The 16,931-nt window shown below is 67.8% G+C and carries 17 protein-coding genes; 13 read left to right on the plus strand and 4 right to left on the minus strand.

Annotation, left to right across the window (positions count from 1 at the left end; all coding sequences use genetic code 11):
• Positions 1–386 (plus strand): integrase core domain-containing protein (locus QRN53_RS18580; protein WP_285245286.1); only part of this gene is annotated, 386 nt, incomplete at its 5' end.
• A gap of 28 nt (positions 387–414) precedes the next feature.
• Here the strand turns inward: QRN53_RS18580 and QRN53_RS18585 are convergent.
• Positions 415–1,737, minus strand: coding sequence for a class I SAM-dependent methyltransferase (locus tag QRN53_RS18585; RefSeq protein ID WP_285245287.1), 1,323 nt, complete (start codon positions 1,735–1,737; stop codon positions 415–417).
• Between the two features lie 46 nt (positions 1,738–1,783).
• Between QRN53_RS18585 and QRN53_RS18590 the strand changes: the two genes are divergently transcribed.
• From QRN53_RS18590 to QRN53_RS18615, 6 genes are all read left to right on the plus strand, one after another.
• Positions 1,784–2,866: an FAD-dependent oxidoreductase gene (locus QRN53_RS18590; protein WP_285245288.1), complete on the plus strand. Its 1,083-nt coding sequence runs from the start codon at positions 1,784–1,786 to the stop codon at positions 2,864–2,866.
• Between the two features lie 50 nt (positions 2,867–2,916).
• Positions 2,917–4,074 (plus strand): class I SAM-dependent methyltransferase, encoded by a 1,158-nt coding sequence (locus QRN53_RS18595; protein WP_285245289.1) that lies wholly within the window; start codon positions 2,917–2,919, stop codon positions 4,072–4,074.
• A gap of 221 nt (positions 4,075–4,295) precedes the next feature.
• Entirely contained in the window at positions 4,296–5,495 is a 1,200-nt protein-coding gene (locus QRN53_RS18600) for an ROK family transcriptional regulator (RefSeq protein WP_285245290.1), read from the plus strand.
• Positions 5,496–5,502: 7 nt separating this feature from the next.
• A complete protein-coding gene (locus tag QRN53_RS18605; RefSeq protein ID WP_285245291.1) occupies positions 5,503–6,852 on the plus strand; it encodes an extracellular solute-binding protein in 1,350 nt (449 codons plus the stop codon).
• Between the two features lie 2 nt (positions 6,853–6,854).
• A complete protein-coding gene (locus QRN53_RS18610) occupies positions 6,855–7,736 on the plus strand; it encodes a carbohydrate ABC transporter permease (protein WP_285245292.1) in 882 nt (293 codons plus the stop codon).
• Positions 7,737–7,792: 56 nt separating this feature from the next.
• Positions 7,793–8,590, plus strand: a complete 798-nt coding sequence (locus QRN53_RS18615) for a carbohydrate ABC transporter permease (protein ID WP_285245293.1) — start codon at positions 7,793–7,795, stop codon at positions 8,588–8,590.
• Here QRN53_RS18615 and QRN53_RS18620 read toward each other — a convergent pair.
• Positions 8,587–8,784: a hypothetical protein gene (locus QRN53_RS18620; protein ID WP_502934858.1), complete on the minus strand. Its 198-nt coding sequence runs from the start codon at positions 8,782–8,784 to the stop codon at positions 8,587–8,589. The two genes, QRN53_RS18615 and QRN53_RS18620, sit on opposite strands and share 4 nt — an antisense overlap.
• A 140-nt stretch (positions 8,785–8,924) precedes the next feature.
• On the opposite strand from QRN53_RS18620, the gene QRN53_RS18625 reads away from it, so the two are divergent.
• From QRN53_RS18625 to QRN53_RS18650, 6 genes are all read left to right on the plus strand, one after another.
• On the plus strand, positions 8,925–9,932 hold the full coding sequence (locus QRN53_RS18625; RefSeq protein WP_285245295.1) for an AAA family ATPase: 1,008 nt from the start codon (positions 8,925–8,927) through the stop codon (positions 9,930–9,932).
• 3 nt (positions 9,933–9,935) lie between these two features.
• The gene (locus QRN53_RS18630; protein ID WP_285245296.1) at positions 9,936–10,835 is read left to right on the plus strand and encodes a DUF58 domain-containing protein; all 900 of its coding nucleotides are present in this window, start codon (positions 9,936–9,938) and stop codon (positions 10,833–10,835) included.
• On the plus strand, positions 10,825–11,295 hold the full coding sequence (locus QRN53_RS18635) for a hypothetical protein (RefSeq protein ID WP_285245297.1): 471 nt from the start codon (positions 10,825–10,827) through the stop codon (positions 11,293–11,295). Before QRN53_RS18630 ends, QRN53_RS18635 begins: the two co-directional genes overlap by 11 nt.
• A complete protein-coding gene (locus QRN53_RS18640) occupies positions 11,286–13,268 on the plus strand; it encodes a vWA domain-containing protein (RefSeq protein WP_285245298.1) in 1,983 nt (660 codons plus the stop codon). Before QRN53_RS18635 ends, QRN53_RS18640 begins: the two co-directional genes overlap by 10 nt.
• Positions 13,265–13,981 (plus strand): hypothetical protein, encoded by a 717-nt coding sequence (locus tag QRN53_RS18645; RefSeq protein WP_285245299.1) that lies wholly within the window; start codon positions 13,265–13,267, stop codon positions 13,979–13,981. Before QRN53_RS18640 ends, QRN53_RS18645 begins: the two co-directional genes overlap by 4 nt.
• Positions 13,982–14,312: 331 nt before the next feature.
• Complete coding sequence (locus QRN53_RS18650) at positions 14,313–15,278, plus strand: methylenetetrahydrofolate reductase (RefSeq protein ID WP_285245300.1); 966 nt, start codon at positions 14,313–14,315, stop codon at positions 15,276–15,278.
• A 121-nt stretch (positions 15,279–15,399) separates the two neighbouring features.
• Here the strand turns inward: QRN53_RS18650 and QRN53_RS18655 are convergent, their stop codons facing one another.
• Positions 15,400–15,906, minus strand: a complete 507-nt coding sequence (locus QRN53_RS18655; protein WP_285245301.1) for a DUF2004 domain-containing protein — start codon at positions 15,904–15,906, stop codon at positions 15,400–15,402.
• Between the two features lie 44 nt (positions 15,907–15,950).
• Positions 15,951–16,868, minus strand: coding sequence for a LysR family transcriptional regulator (locus QRN53_RS18660; protein WP_285245302.1), 918 nt, complete (start codon positions 16,866–16,868; stop codon positions 15,951–15,953).
• Positions 16,869–16,931 lie beyond the last annotated feature (63 nt).

Consider the following 16,931-nt stretch of genomic DNA (forward strand, 5'->3'; position numbering starts at 1 on the left):
AGGTCCTGCCCGACGAAAAAGGCCCGACCTGCGCCGGGTTCCTCACCCGGGCCGCTGCCGCCATGGCAGCCAACGGAGCACCCGTAAAGCGGGTCATGACAGACAACGCCTTCGCCTACCGGCTCTCCCGCGATTTCCAGGACGCACTCGCAGCCCTGGGCGCCAAACACATCCTGATCAAACCCCGCCACCCCTGGCAGAACGGCAAAGCAGAACGCTTCAACCGCACCCTCCAGGAAGGCTGGGCCTACCGGCAGCCATTCACATCCAACCAAGCCCGCACCAACGCACTCCAGCCATGGCCAAACTTCTACAACAACCACCGCCCCCACGGCAGCCTCGGAGGCAAACCACCCATCAGCAGGTGCAACCAACCTACTGACTGAGTACACCTAGGGGCGGATCGGCCCAAGCTCACAGCCAGTCATCGCGGCGCAGTAGCGGCTCGGCCCCGCCCGGCCGGCGGACAAGGACCTGGTTGACTCCGGTGAGCCCGTCTTCGAAGCCCAGGGCGCTGGCGGCCATGTACAGCCGCCACACCCTGGCGCGCCCCGCCCCGGCGAGGGCCACCGCTTCGTCCCAGTTCTCTTCCAGCCGCCGGACCCAGGCCCGGAGGGTCGGGGCATAGTGGCGGCGGAGGGCCTGGACGTCGAGGATTTCGAAACGGGCAGTTTCCAGGGCGGCCACCATCTCGCCCAGGCTGATCATTTCCCCGTCAGGGAACACGTACCGGGGAATGAACGAGTCGGGGTCGGGGCTCGTGGGCCCGGCGTTCCAGGAGATGGCGTGGTTCAGCAGCCGTCCGCCGGGCCTGAGGAGCCCAAAGAGTGCTGCGGCATAGGCGGGGGTCTGGGCCCGGCCCACGTGCTCGGACATGCCGATGGAACTGATGGCATCAAACGGCCCGTCGTGCACGTCCCGGTAGTCCTGCACCCGAATCTCCACGCTGCCGGTGAGACCGGCGTCCGCAGCCCGTTTGCGGGCCAGGGCGGCCTGTTCGGTTGAAAGGGTCACCCCGACCACGCTGACCCCATACCTGGCGGCCGCGTGAAGAGCGAAGCTGCCCCACCCGCACCCCACGTCCAGGACGCGCATCCCGGGTTGGAGGCCCAGTTTGCGGCAGACGAGGCCCAGTTTGGCCTCCTGCGCGGCGTCCAGTCCTGCGTCCGGTGTTTCCGGATCCGGTGCGCCGCCGGCCGGCCATACGGCGCAGGAGTACACCATGGAGGGTCCCAGCACGAGGGCATAGAAATCGTTGCCGACGTCGTAATGATGGGAGATGGCGGCAGAGTCCCGGCCGCGTGAATGCATCCTCCCCTTCTTGGCGATGCGGGCTTCCTCCGGCGGCGGAACCGGGTTGGGACCGACGGCACCCAGCCTGATTGCCGTCCGTGCCAGCAGCCACAATTCGCGGGCAGTGGGCGGCCGGAACGGACCCGGCTCCGAGAACTTCCCGGCCGAGCTCAGTGCCCCGAAGGCAGCGAAGACGTCTCCCGGGGCGTCGATTTCACCTGCCACATAAGCCCGGCTCAGCCCCAGCTGCCCCGGTGACCAGAGCATGCGCCGCAGGGCCCGCCGTGACCTGAACTCCAGGATGGGCGCATCTGCGGGCCCGGCTTCCGAGCCATCCCAGGCCCTCAGGCGCAACGGGATCCGGTCCGTGCCGAGCACCACCCCCAGCGCTTTTGCCAGCCGGTCAGCATGTCCAGTGGTCCTTGCGGCTCCTGCAGTGTCCATGGGCCTACCCTAAGGCTGCGCTGCCCTCCGCGACTATCATGGGGGAGTGATTCCTGACCCAACCGATGTGGTGGTCATCGGGGCGGGCCAGGCCGGCCTGTCGGCCGCCTACCACCTGCAGCGCCGGGGATTCGACTTTGCGGTGCTCGACGCCGAAGAGGGTCCGGGCGGTGCCTGGCGGCACCGGTGGAAGAGCCTGCGCATGGCAACGGTCAACGGAATCAGCGACCTGCCGGGAATCCCCAAACCGGACGTCGATCCCGCAGAGCCCAGCTCCGAATTCCTGACCCGCTACTTTGGCGGCTATGAGGCGGCGCTGGGCCTTGCAGTACACCGGCCCGTCAAGGTTCGCGCGGTCAGGCGGGAAGACGAGGACCCTGCCGGCCGGCTGCGGGTGGAGACGTCCGACGGCGGCTGGAGCGCCAGGGCGGTCATCAACGCCACCGGTACCTGGACGCGCCCGTTCTGGCCGATCTACCCGGGCCGGTCCTCATTCCTCGGCCGGCAGCTGCACGTCGCCGATTACGTCTCCGCCGATGAATTCACGGGCCGGCACGTGATCGTGGTGGGCGGTGGCATCTCCGCAGTGGGCCTGCTGGACGAGATTTCCCGTGTCACGTCCACCAGCTGGTTCACCCGCCGGGAACCTGTCTGGCGGGATGCCCCTTTCGACACCCGGGCGGGGCACGACGCCGTGGCGCTGGTCGAAGACCGGGTCCGCCGGGGCCTTCCACCGCAAAGCGTCGTATCCGCGACGGGACTGATCTGGACTCCGGCGCTCCGGGCCGCCCGGGACCGTGGCGTCCTTGACCGGCAGCCCATGTTCGCGTCCATCGAACCGGAGGGAGTCCGCCGCGCCGACGGCAGCTTCCTGAAGGCGGACGTCATCCTTTGGGCCACCGGCTTCAGGGCTGAACTGGAACACCTCGCCCCGCTCCACCTCCGCGGGCCGGGCGGCGGAATCGCGATGGAAGGTACCCAGGTGGCAGCCGAGCCGCGCGTCCACCTGGTGGGCTACGGGCCGTCGTCGTCCACCATCGGCGCCAACCGTGCCGGCCGGGCGGCAGTGGCCGCCATCGCCGCGCTGCCCGGAATGGCACCGGCGGCAGGGACGGTAACGTGGGGGTGACTCCGGGGAACCCGGGGCCGGGACGATCAACAGAAGGCGGCAGGACACCGGTGGCAGCAGATACCCTGGCGGACATATTCGATGTCCTGCGCCGTCGGCCCGATGTTGAAGCGCCCAACCTGCAAGCCTGGGACGCCACGGACCGGCTGCTCCTGGAGACCGCTGTCCAGCTCGGCCGGTCCGGCAGCACCGTTGCCGTGATCGGCGACCGATACGGCGCCCTGACCCTGGGTGCATCCGCCGTCCTCGCCCCTGCCTCCCTGCGCGTGCACCAGGACCTGGTGACAGGGGAGCGGGCGCTGAGGTTGAACGCCGATGAATGCCACGCACGGCTGCCAGGCATCGGCGGTGATGGTGCGGGATTCGTCCAGCTGCCCCTCGGGCCTGAACTTCTGGCAGGCGCGGACACGGTCCTGCTGCAACTGCCCAAGACCCTGGCGGAGCTGGAGGAGATTGCGGGCGCCGTCGCACGGCATGCGGCCCCAGGGGTGCTGTTGCTGGCCGGAGGCCGGGTGAAACACATGTCCCTGGGCATGAACACAGTCCTGGATCGCTTCTTCACGTCCGTCCAGCCGCAGCTCGCCCGGCAAAAGTCGAGGCTGGTCCTGGCCGCCGGACCGAAGCCGCCGGCACCGCCACGCTTTCCGGCAGTGGAGCACCTCGACGAGCTGGACCTGGACGTGGCCGCCCATGGGGCCGTCTTCGCCGGTGCCAAACTGGACATCGGCACCCGATTCCTGCTCACGTTCCTGCCCGCCATGAAACCGGCGCGGCACGCCGTAGACCTTGGCTGCGGCACCGGAATCCTCGCTGCCATGTACGCCCGCCGATTCCCCGGTGCTGCCGTGACGGCCACTGACCAGTCCGCGGCCGCCGTGCAGTCGGCACTGGCCACCGCACGGGCGAATGGCCTGGCGGAACGGATCACCGTCCTGCAGGACGATGCGCTCAGCACCTTCCCCGATGGCGCTGCCGATGCGGTCCTGCTGAACCCGCCCTTCCACGTGGGCGCCGGCGTCCACGAGGGCGCCGGGCTGAAGATGATCGAGGCGGCGGGGCGCGTCCTGGCCCCCGGTGGGGAGTTGTGGACGGTCTTCAACCGGCACCTTGCCTACCTGCCGGCGCTGGAAAGGCACGTGGGGCCCACCGTCGTGGAGGGCATGAACCCCAAGTTCACCATCACGCGAAGCGTCCGCCGCTCCGGTTGAGCCGGCTGCGGGGTTGTCACCGGCGGCCCGGCACCAACCGCCAACCCGCCGCTGACGTGGATCGTCTTCCGCGCCGCGCCGCCAACCGGCCATGTGGGCGCGCGCCCGCCCTTGACGTACGATTCAAAGCATCACCGTATGCAGGTAGCCGAAGACGTTTAGGGGACACCGTGTCTGAGATCCGCCAATCTTCTCCGAGGCGCGGAACCAACTTGCCCAGGATGGGGGATTTCAACCTCACCGTCATCCTGGATGCGATCCGCAGAACCACCGGCGGTTTGAGCCGCGTGGAACTCGCGCAGATCGTGGGCCTGTCACCGCAGACGATCTCCAATATTTCCCGCCGGCTCCTGGACCAGAGCCTGATCGTGGAGGCCGGCAAGGAGGGCAGCGGACCGGGCAAGCCGCGCACCATCCTGCGCCTGAACCCGGCCGGCATGTACGCCCTGGGAGTCCACCTGGACCCGGCCGTGACCACCTTCGTGGTGCTGGACCTCGTGGGCGCGGTGGTCCGGCATTCACGCATCAAGACCCCCGGCGGGAACGATCCCTCCGCCGTCATCACCACCATTGCCGCGGAACTGGCGCAGCTCGTGACCGACTCCGGTGTGGACCGCAGCCGTATCGCAGGCCTGGGCGTGGCCGCTCCGGGCCCCATCGACCTCGACAACGGCACCGTCGTGGACCCGCCGCTGCTGCCGGGCTGGGACCGGGTGGAACTGCGTGACGCGCTGGCCAGGGCAACCGGCTACTCGGTGCTGGTGGACAAGGATGTCACCAGCGCGGCCGTGGCGGAAACCTGGGCGGGCGGCCCCAGCGGCGCCGGGAGCTTCGTCTTCATGTACATGGGAACCGGCATCGGCTGCGGCATCGTCCTCAACGACGAGGTGGTCCGGGGCACGTCCGGCAACGCCGGCGAGATCGGCCACATCGTGGTGGATCCGGACGGACCCCTCTGCGACTGCGGCCAGCGCGGCTGCGTCAAGTCCTCCTGCATTCCCCAGGTGCTGGTGGCGGAGGCGGAAGCGGCAGGCATCCTGGCGGGCTCCCCGGCCAACAGTGCCGCCGAAATCAAGCAGAGTTTCGCCGACTTGTGCGCCCGGGCCTACGGCGGTGACGAACGGGCCGCCGCCATCCTGGACAAGTCCGCCGTCCTGGTGGCACGGGCAGTTTCAGTGGTCACCAACACCCTGGATGTTGAACGGGTTGTCTTCGGTGGCCCCTTCTGGACCTGCCTGTCGCAACGCTACCTGGAACTGATCCCGTCCCTCCTGGACACCAACAGCGCCGCCCGCCTGATCCATCCCATCGAGGTTGTGGGCACCGGCGTCGGGGAAGACGTGGGAGCGATCGGCGCGGCATCGCTGGTCCTGGAACATACGCTCGCGCCCCGCGCCCAGCGGTTGCTGCTGGAAAGCTGACCGGACCATGAGTCGCCGGGTATCCCTAACGGTGTCCCTGCTGGCCGCGGCGGTACTGGCCCTCTCAGGCTGTACTCCCGCCGACCCCGCAGGCAGCAAGACCATCAAGGTGGCCTACCACAAGACAGATTCCTTCACCGCACTGGACACGATGTTCCAGGACGCCAAAAAGGAGTTCGAAGCCGCCAACCAGGGTGTCACGATCGACCTCCAGCCCATCCAGGCCAACGACGACGACTACGGCACCAAACTGGCCCTCGCCCTCAGGTCGCCCTCCACCGCCCCCGATGTGTTCTACGAGGACACGTTCAAGGTCCGCTCGGACGTGGACGCCGGGTACCTCCTGAACCTGGACAGCCGGCTCAAGTCATGGGAGGACTGGGACAAGTTCGACGCCGGCGCCAAGGAAGCCGGGAAAGCGGACGACGGCGGCACCTACGCGGTGCCGCTGGGCACCGACACACGGGCCATCTGGTACAACAAGAAGGTCTTCGAGGCAGCGGGCATCGCACTGCCCTGGCGCCCTGCGACCTGGCAGGACATCCTGGACACCGCCAGGAAGATCAAGTCTTCCAACCCCGACGTGATTCCTTTCAACATGTACGCGGGCAAGGGCACGGGCGAGGGAACGGTGATGCAGGGGTTCTATGAACTGCTCTACGGCGCCGGTGCGGGCCTTTATGACCAGGACGCAAAAAAGTGGGTCGTCGGGTCCGCAGGCTTCAAGGATTCGCTGACCTTCCTCCAAACGCTCTACGGGGAGAACCTTGCGGTGACCCCCGCCGATGCGCTGGACCCGAACGTCTGGAAGAAGGTGTTCGGGGACTGGTTCCCGAAGGGAAAGCTGGGCGCTACCGTGGAAGGCTCCTACACGCCGTCGTTCTGGCAAAAAGGTGGAAGCTACGAATGGCCGGCGTACGCGCAGGACATGGGCGTGGCGCCCTTCCCCACGGAGAACGGCGGGGCGCCGGGTGCCGTGAGCATGTCCGGCGGCTGGACCCTGGCCGTGGGCGCGGACACCAAGCAGCCGGATCTCGCCTTCAAGTTCCTGACCACGGCGCTGAACGAGAAGAACTCCCTGTCCTTTACCGTCGCGAGTTCACAGATCGCTGTCCGCACCGACGTCGCAGCTGACCCCGGCTACCAGTCCGCCAACCCCTTCGTCAAAGACGTATCCAGCCTGGTGGCTGTGACCCGGTACCGCCCCGCTACCTCGGATTACCCGCGGATCTCCGCCGCCGTGCAGGAGGCCACCGAAGCCGTCATCACCGGCAAGAGGACCCCGGAGCAGGCTGCCGCGGACTACGACGCTGCCGTGACCGGCATCGTGGGCGGCGACAAGACCCTCCGGAAGTAGCGGTGCCGGCCCCCCACCACAGGCGGCAATTCGCCCGCTACCTGCCCGTCCTGCCCGCCGTCGTGCTCCTTGCTGTCTTCCTTGCCGGCCCGGTGCTGTGGGCCTTCCAGGCCTCGCTGACCAATGCCGGACTCACCGGCAGGCACGCCAGGAACCCGGAATGGGTGGGCCTGGAGAACTACCAGCGGCTGCTGCAGGACCCGGTGTTCCCGCTCTCACTGGCCCTGACGGTGCTGTTCGTGGGCGGATCCGCCATTCTTGGCCAAAACATCCTGGGCCTGGCCCTGGCGGTCCTCATGCGCCGGGCGCGTCCGGCCGTTTCCGCGGCGGTGGGGACCGCCGTGGTGGCGGCCTGGGTCCTGCCGGAAATTGTGGCCGCCTTCGCCGCCTACGCATTCTTCAGCAACGACGGAACCATCAACCAGTTGCTGGGCGGCCTGGGCCTGGCGGAGGTCGACTGGCTCTACGCCATGCCCATGGTGGCCCTGATCCTGGCGAATGTGTGGCGGGGGACCGCCTTTTCCATGCTGGTGTACCGCGCGGCGCTGGGCGGCGTACCGGCAGAGCTCACCGAGGCTGCGCACATGGACGGCGCCGGCGCCTGGCAGCGGCTGGTGTTCATCACCCTGCCGGTGATCCGGGGAACCATCGCCACCAACCTGATGCTGATCACGCTGCAGACCCTGGCCGTCTTCACCCTGATCTGGGTCATGACCGCAGGCGGGCCCGCCAACGGCAGCTCCACGTTGCCGGTCATGGCCTACCAGGAAGCGTTCAAATTCGGCGACATTGGCTACGGCACCGCCGTCGCTTCGGTGCTGATCCTGATTGGGGCAGTGTTCGGGGCCGCCTACCTGCGCCTGTTGCGGGAGCAGAAGCCGTGACTCCCTCGCCGGCCGCCCTCCGCCCACGCCAAAGTCGCCGGCCACAGGGGAGCGCCGTGGCGGATGCCGTCCTGCTGCTGATCGGCGCCTGTTTCGTGCTGCCGCTGCTGTGGCTGGTCCTTGGTTCCCTGGACCCGGCCGCCGGGCACGGCACCAAACTTCCGCAGCAGCCTGCCTTGGACAATTTCGCGGCCGTCCTTACGCCGGAGTTGCTGTTCCGTCCGCTCGTGAACAGCGTGTTGCTGTCCGTCGGGACCGGTGCCGTGACGCTGGCCGCGGCCGTGTTGGCTGCCTATCCGCTCTCCCGTTACCGCTCGCGCTTCAACACCCCGTTCCTTTACGGCATCCTGTTCGGTACCTGCCTGCCGGTCACGGCCATCATGGTTCCGGTGTACGGATTGTTCGTGCAGCTTCAGCTGTTGGATTCCTTGCCCGCTACGGTGCTTTTCCTGTCCGCCACCAGCCTGCCTATGGCCATCTGGATGACCAGGAACTTCATGGATGCGGTGCCGCTGGCGGTGGAGGAGGCCGCCTGGGTGGACGGGGCGTCCCGGCTGGCTGCCCTGCGTTCCATTGTGCTGCCGCTGATGGGCCCGGGCCTGGGCGTGGTGTTTATCTTCGTGTTCATCCAGGCATGGGGGAACTTCTTCGTTCCCTTCGTCCTCCTGCTCTCGGAAGCCAACCAGCCCGCGGCGGTGTCCATTTTCAGCTTCTTCGGCCAGAACGGCGCCGTGGCATACGGCCAGTTGGCCGCGTTTTCCATCCTCTATTCACTTCCGGTGCTGGCCCTCTACGTCATCGTGGCGCGCGGTTCCGGCAACTCGCTGGCCCTGTCCGGAGCTGTCAGGGGCTAGTCGATATCCTCCAGCACCACACCGAAGGGGAGAGTGTCGTCGAGGTGGGCCTGGTGGCCGTGGTGGGTGTCCACCACACGGACGCCGTGCAGCTTATCCGCCGCGGACTGCATCAGGACGGGCCTGACCGTATCGACGAACAACTGGTTCTTGCCGGCGAGGTACTCCTTGTAACTGTCTGGAAGCTCGATCATGGCAAAAGGATAGACCTGCCGGGCCCACATGGGGAGGGGTGCCCATTGCCGTCCCGGGGCCCGGGGTCTTGGATAAGATGGCGGGCGGGACACGGCCGGCCCGGCCCGCGAGTCCATCACCGTTATCAGGGGGAATACCAGTGCTTTCGACCAGCGTGCCCGCAAGAATCCAACCGGCGGAGCTGGCCAGGGCGCAGCAGGTGGTGGCGAACATTTCCCGCAGTTTCGACGCCAAGGTAGTGGGGCAGTCCCGGCTGCGTGAATCGCTGCTGGTGGGCCTGCTGACCGGCGGCCATATCCTGCTGGAAAGCGTCCCGGGACTGGCGAAGACCACCGCGGCCCAAACGGTGGCGGAGGCCGTCAGCGCGGAATTCCGCCGGATCCAGTGCACCCCTGACCTGTTGCCCAGCGACATTGTGGGAACCCAGATCTACGACGCCGCCAAGGGAACTTTCGTCACGCAACTGGGGCCGGTGCACGCCAACATCGTGCTGCTGGATGAAATCAACCGTTCCAGCGCCAAGACCCAGAGCGCCATGCTGGAGGCCATGCAGGAACGCCAGACGTCCATCGGCGGCCAGGACTACCGCCTGCCCTCACCCTTCCTGGTCCTGGCCACCCAGAACCCGATTGAGCAGGAGGGGACCTACCAGCTCCCCGAAGCCCAGATGGACCGCTTCATGCTCAAGGATGTGCTGGACTATCCCTCACCGGCGGAGGAAGCGGAAATTATCCGCAGGATCGACGCCGGCATCTTCACCCCGGAGCAGAAGCCGGCAGCCGCCGCCTCCCTGGACGCCATCACCGAAATCCAGGCCCTCGCCAGGCGCATCTACATTGATCCCGCCGTGATCAACTACATCGTGGGGCTGGTGTACGTGACCCGGAACGCCTCGCAATACATCGATGCCCGGCTTGCCGGATTCATTGAATTCGGTGCCAGCCCCCGCGCCAGCATCGCCTTCAGCCAGGCGTCCCGCGCCGTGGCGCTGCTGAACGGCCGCGACCACGTTATCCCCGAGGACGTCAGGTCCCTGGCCCACCGGGTGCTGCGGCACCGGCTGATCCTTAACTTCGACGCCGTGGCCGAGCAAGTGCCGGTGGAATCGGTGATCGACGCCGTCGTCGCAGCGGTCCAAACCCCCTGACCCATGGCAAGCCTCCTCCAGCGCGTGAAGTCGAAGATGGCCATCTTCGCGCACCGCAAAGCCCGTGGAATGCTCGACGGCGAATACGGTTCGGTCTTTCGAGGCCGCAGCCTCGACTTCGATGACCTGCGTGCCTACGTTCCCGGTGACGAGGTCCGCGACATCGACTGGAAGGCGTCGGCGCGCCATGGCTCGCCGTTGATCCGGCGCTACGTGGCGGTCCGCAGGCAGACAGTCCTCCTGGTGACCGATACCGGGCGCAACATGGCCGCTGAGGCCAGGTCCGGGGAAGCAAAGAAGGACATTGCCATCCTCGCGCTGGGAGTCCTTGGGTACTTGGCCCACCGGCACGGGGATGTGGTGGGACTGGTCTGCGGCGATTCCGCCACCACCCGGTCGCTGCCTGCAAAAAGAGGTGAGGAGCACCTGGAGCGGCTGCTGAGGCATGTTGACGCCCATACCAGGCTGGACGGGCCACCCAGCAGGCTCCAGGACCAACTTCAGCACGTGGCCCGCAACGTCAAGGGGCGCCACCTGCTGTTCGTCGTCGCGGATGAACTGCCCGCGGATGCCGCCACGGGCCAACTGCTCCGCCGGCTCCGCGCGCAGCACGAAATACTCTGGCTGACGGTCCGGGACGCGGACCTGGCACCGTCCAACCCGGAAGCAGCGGAATCTTCCACCGCGGATTCCTACAGCGTGGCCGATGCCGCGCTCCTGGCCTGGCAGCCGGCGGCGTCGGCAGCGGTGGCAGCCGCCTACGCCACGGCCGTTGCCCAACGCGACACGGACCGCAAGGCCATGTTGCGTGCCGCCGGGATCACGGAGGGGGACGTGGCGGCCAGCGACGACGTCATCACCGGCTTGTTTGCCCTGCTGGAAAGGCACCGGCGTGCAGGCTGACCCCGGCTTCTACGGACCGCTGCCCTACAACCCCGCATGGGTATGGTGCGGAGCGGCCATCCTGGCACTGGTGGCCGGCTGGTACGCCTATCTGTGGTGGAGCACCCGTGCTGCTCCCACGTCCCTTGCCGCGCCGACGCGCCCAGCCCTGACCGACCTCCCGGCCCTCAAGGCCGCCTACCTGCAGCGCATCCAGGACGTGGACCGTGATGCCGCGGCCGGCACCCTCGAGGCACGGGCCGCGCACCAGCAGATCAGTCTGCTCCTGCGCGGGTTTGTCCGGGACGCCACCGGGGTGGATGCCACCCGGATGACGCAGCAGGACCTGGCGCAGCATCCGCTGCCCGCGGCCGCAGATGCCGTCGAGGCGTTGTACCCGGCTGAATTCGGGCCCGGTCCGCTGGCCTCCGTGGGCGCGTCCGCGGCACGGGCGGCGGCGGCGGTGCGCACATGGAACTGATGTTGTGGTGGGTGCTCCTGCCAGCGGCCGCTGCCGTGGCGTGGGCCGTATGGGCCGGGCTGCGGCAAACCGGTAAGCCAGGCGCACGACGCCGGCCGGTTGCCCACGCAGACCGGCTCACCGCGCTGCCGGAATACCAGGCAGCCCTTCGGCGGCACCGGAGATGGCTGCTCCTGGCTGGAGCCGCGTGCGCCCTGCTCCTGGCCTCGACAGCGGTGGCCGCGGCCCGCCCCGTGGATGTGGCAACCACCAGGGCGGAGCAGCATAACCGGGACATCATGCTGTGCCTGGACGCATCCGGCTCCATGAGCAGCGCCGACGCCGCCGTGGTGGATGTCTTCTCCGGCCTGGCCAGGCAATTCAACGGCGAGCGGATCGGCCTGACCATTTTCGACAGCAGCGCCATCCAGGTGTTCCCGCTGACGGACGACTACGCCTACGCCCAGGAGCAGCTCCAGCTCGCAAGGGACGCTTTCGACGGCAAGCCCGGCAGCTCCGGGTTCCTTGACGGAACCTGGAGCGGCCGTGGTTCCTCGTTGATTGGTGACGGCCTGGCGTCCTGCCTGAACAGCTTCCAAGGCTCCGCCGGGGCGGGCGGCACCGCGCCGCAGCGCTCGCGGTCGGTGGTACTGGCCACGGACAACTTCCTCTCCGGCACTCCGATCATGACTTTGGATCAGGCGGCGCAACTGGCCAAGGACCGGTCGGTGCGCGTCTACGCACTGAACCCCGGCGACGTGGACTACGGCACCGCTGCGGACCAGCCGGGAGCCCGGCTGCGGGCCGCGGCGGAGTCCACGGGCGGTTCCTACTACGCCCTGGACAACCCTGAGGCGATAGCGGGCATCGTGGCGGGCGTCGAAAAGACCGAGACCGCTGCAATCCAGGGCGCGCCGCGGGCGGTGGTGACGGAGGTCCCGGGAGTGCCACTGGCTGCTGCGGTGCTGTCCGCACTGGTGCTCTGCGCAGCGTTGTGGCAGGTGCAGCCACCACCCGGGCGCGGACGGCAAGGTACGCCACCCCGGCGGCCACAGCCGGGCCGCCGTGCGTGGCTCAGGCGGACCGCCGTCGTCGTGCTCCTGGGGGCAGCCGCCCTTCGCCCCGGCCTGCCCGGGGGAACAGTGCAGGCCGCCTCGACGGACCTCAATGTGTTCTTCGTGGTGGACACCACCACCAGCATGGTGGCCGAGGACTACGCCGGAGCCACCCCGCGGCTTGAGGGCGTACGCAAGGACATCAAGGCCATTGCGGAAAAGCTGCCGGGCGCCCGCTTTTCAGTGATCACGTTCGACACCACCGCCCACGTCCGGATGCCGTTGAGCACCGATACCTTGGCCCTGGAGACCATCACCGATGTCCTGGAACCCCAGGTCACCGCCTACGCCAAGGGCAGCAGCATCACTGCTGCCCGGCAGGTCCTCGCTGAGCGGCTGGCGGCCGCCCGGGACAGCCACCCGGGCCGCCCGCGGCTGGTGTTCTACCTGGGAGACGGCGAACAAACCAGCGGCAAGGAACCCGAAGCAATGGCGTTCGACGCCGGCCTGGTGGCTGGGGGAGCGGTTCTCGGCTATGGCACGGCGGAAGGGGGCCGGATGAAGGAAAACACCGGCCTGGACCCCAACGACGGCACCGGCGGCGGTACCGGGGCCGGCACGCACAGCGGCTATGTTCAGGACAACCGCGCAGGGGACGCGCGCTCCGTCATCGACGAGGGGCGGCTGCGCACCATCGCGTCGCAGCTGGGCGTACCGTACGTGCACCGCGACGCGGGCGCCTCCCCGGCGGACATGATGCAGCAGGCCCACCCGGGAAAGACGGAACACTCGGACGGAGCCGGTTCTGTCGCGGCCCGGACCGAGCTCTACTGGATTTTCGCCGCCGGTGCGTTCCTGCTGGTCGTGCCGGAAGCGGTGGCGGTCCTGCGCCGGCTCCGTGGACTGCCGCGGCCGGTACGGCCGGAGGCAACCCGGTGACGCCCGCAGTCCGCCGCCGGCGCCTGCTGCTTTGGACGCTGCTGCCCGTGCTCCTGGCCCTGTGCGTCGCCGGAAAGCTCCTTAGCCTCGGTGTCCTCGCCGACACCGCTGCCGCCCGGTACGCGGCCGGGGACTCGGCCGGCGTTGACGCCGCTGCTGGCGGCCTTGGCCTGGCCAACGTGGTGGAACCGCACAAGGCGCCGTTCGCCGCGGGCGGTGCCGCGGTGCTTCGCGGAGATTACGGCGCCGCGCGGACCGCATTCGAAACGGCGCTCAGCTCTGTTCCGGCGGGCTCGGGGGACGAATGTTTGATCCGGGTCAATCTGGCCCTGGCGATTGAACGCCTTGGTGACGCACGGGTGCAGGCCGGTGACCCGGCGTCGGCCGCTGTGCTTTACCAAGACGCGCTGGCCGCGGCGCGGCAGGCACCACAACAGTGCTTGTCTCCGGACGCCGAGGCCGGGGCCGGCAGCCGGTTGGCGGAAGCCGCCGAACGGCTGGAAGGGAAACTCAACTCGGCCGCGCAGGCGCCCGGAGCAACACCGGCACCATCGACGAAGCCCGCTCCTGACCCGTCGGCAGAGGCCCGGCAGAGCCAGCTGGACCAACTCCAGGACAGTGCGCGGCAGGCGGAGCGGGAGCGGAACAGCGGCCGCGAGCGGGAGCAGTACCTGGACGATGCCGGCGGAACGGCACCGGAACGGCCTTGGTAGGGGCCGTTCCGCGGGCGAAGGTAATTCTGCAGCGGCGCTGAGAGGCGCCGTAAAGCTGTGTCTTATTCGATTGCCGACTTGATTGCACCACCGGCCCCTCGTAGAGTCGTACCCAAGTTACCGAGGTAACGTGTCAGCGATCCTCCGCTCCGGAGGGTGTGGGTGCCCCCATGTGGGCCTGACATTTGCTCACGGACTGCTTCATCCCAGGCGTAACAGTCGCTCCTGCGCCCTTGCTGGAGTCCCTCCGTGTTCCCCAAACTCGATTCATTGGCGGTTTCCTGCACATTCACTGGCAGGCGACCCCGATGGCCCAAAGCCAAGGACGCAAATGTCACCACCGAGCCCCATTGAAGCACATCCAAACCTCTCCGATAGCGCACCGGTAGCACTCTCCTATGAGCTGTTCCCGCCGCGTTCACCGGCTGCTGCCGAGACGCTGTGGACCACCATCCGTGAGCTCGAGACCACAGCGCCGGACTACGTCTCCGTGACGTACGGAGCCAGCGGATCCAACCGGAACACCGCCGTCGAACTCATCAACCGACTCCTGCTCGAGACCACCCTCCGGCCGCTGGCACACCTGACGTGTGTTGGAAATACGCCGCAGGAACTGGCCGGGATCATCGCCGAACTGCTGGACATCGGGGTGCGGGGCATCCTCGCGCTGCGCGGTGACCTGCCCAAAGATGGGGGCCGGCATTCAGACGGTGCACTGCGGTACGCCCAGGACCTGATTGAACTGATCAGGCGGGTGGAGCAGCGCCGTTCAGCCCTGCTCTGCGCCGGAAAAATCGCAGTCGGCGTGGCGGCATACCCCTCCCGGCACCCGGAGTCGCCCAGCGAGGAGCACGACGTCGAGGTGTTGCTCGCCAAGCAGCGTTCCGGTGCCGACTTCGCCATCACCCAGGTATTCTTCGAAACCGAGCAGTATGCGAGCCTCCTCACCAGGGCACGCCGCGCCGGAGTCACCATTCCGATCATCCCCGGCGTCATGCCGCTCACCAGCCTCCGCCGCGTTACCCGGCTCGGCGAACTGGCCGGCGTTGAACCGGCCCCCGCGCTGGTGGAACGCCTGGCAGCGGCCGACAGCGACCTCGAACGCCTCCATATCGGCGTCGACGCCACGGTGGACCTGGCAAACGCCGCCCTGGATGCCGGCGCCCCCGGTATCCACCTCTACACCTTCAACGAGCACCAAAGCGCGTTGGAAGTGCTGGACAAGCTGGCCCTGCCCCGCCATAACCGCCCGGTCACCCGCCGGGACACTGCCGCCCGGCCCCAGCTCGCAAGCTAGCGCACATTCCCTGGCCACCGCCGGCGCAGCGGACGCCACCCGGATCCGGCGAAGCAGGCACACCGCTCAACAGCACGGCGGCCGGTCACCTCAGGTGACCGGCCGCCGTCGTTATTTAACCTCAGGACTCCCAGACGATCTCGTCGTCGACCACGCCGTCCTGGTCCGCGGAGGCCACCAGCACCTCGTCGGTGAAATGCTCGCCGAGGGTGAAGTCCAGGACAAAGTAGCGTTCCGGCTGGCCGGGGTAGATGCCCACGTGGCCAAGTTTCAAGGCCTTGAGGAAAACCTCGTTGGTGAGCTGGCTGCGGTCCTCCACCCCGAAGACCTTGTGCAGGTGTTCGTCCTTGAGCGCGTTGCAGTGGAAGTGCAGGTACTCCTGGGGGCTGGTGCCCTCCTGCTCAAGTTCCTCCGCAATCATTTCGCGGACCTCGTCCACGAGCTCGGGGAGGAAGCGCAACCGGTACTCCACCTTGCGCAGTGCGGCTTCATCGAAGTGGTCGTGGGCGTTGATGTTCAGGTCGAGTTCCAGCGGGTGGCCGCGCAGTTCATGCCTGGCGGCGAAGAGATGATCTTTGCCGTGGTTCAGATCGATTTCTCCAAAGTGCTGGCTCGCTACCTTGTTCATAATCTCAACATAGACCCGAAGGCCAGCCCATTCCAGCGTTCGGGCTAATTCACTGCGGTGCGCATCCCGGCGAGAGTTTCCGCCAGCAGGTCAACGAACAACTGCACCCGCGCCGTCTTCCGTTCATTGATCAGCAGCGCGAACACGTTCCGTGCCAGCCGGATCTCGGGGACGTCCAGCACCACCACCCCCGCCGGTTTGTTCCGGAGCGCCAGTTCCGGGACCAGGGCGGCACCCAGGCCGGCGGCGGCCATTTCCAGGCTCGCGTGGAAGTCGTCGCTGTGCGCCACCACGCGCGGGTGCAGGTTGCACCCGGCAAACAGCCGCTCGATCACCATGGCATCACTGGTGCCGGGGTGGTGCATGATCCACGGCATCTCCGAGAGATGGTCCGCGGCCACCTTCGCGTCGGCCCGGAATCCCCAGCCGGCAGGGAGCACCACCCGGAAGTCGTCGTCGCCGATCCATTGCCGGTTGATGGTGTTGGGCCAGGCGAAGCCGGTCTGGCCCACCTGGAACACCACCGCCAGGTCAACGTCACCGCCGGCACGCAGCCCCTGGATGGTTTGGCCCGGTTCCGCCACGGACACCCGCAGGTCGATGCCGAGGTTCTTCCACGCCGGGTTCTTCAGGATCCGCGGCAGGACATAGGTGGCAAGGCTGGGGAAGATCCCCAGCCTCAGCTCCTGGCTTCCGGTGTCCTGGACCCTGGACGCGGCGGCCATCAGCGCTTCGATGTCCGTCAGCACCTTCGCGGCGTGCCGGGTCATGACGACGGCGGCTTCCGTCGGGACCACGGCGCGCGCCGAACGCTGGAAGAGGGTTACGCCCGTGTCCCGTTCCAGCGCGGACATTTGCTGCGAAACGGCAGAGGCTGTGTAACCAAGTGTTGTTGCGGCCGCGGCGAATGAGCCCAGCCGCGTGACCTCCAATAAGGTCTTCAAGTGCACGGGGTTTACCACCAGCCCACAGTACTGCACCCATCCACCGCCGCCGCGGTACCGAATTGCCCTCTGTACACCCGG

Origin of the sequence: Pseudarthrobacter sp. fls2-241-R2A-127 (assembly GCF_030209355.1) — a bacterium.
GTDB lineage: Bacteria > Actinomycetota > Actinomycetes > Actinomycetales > Micrococcaceae > Arthrobacter.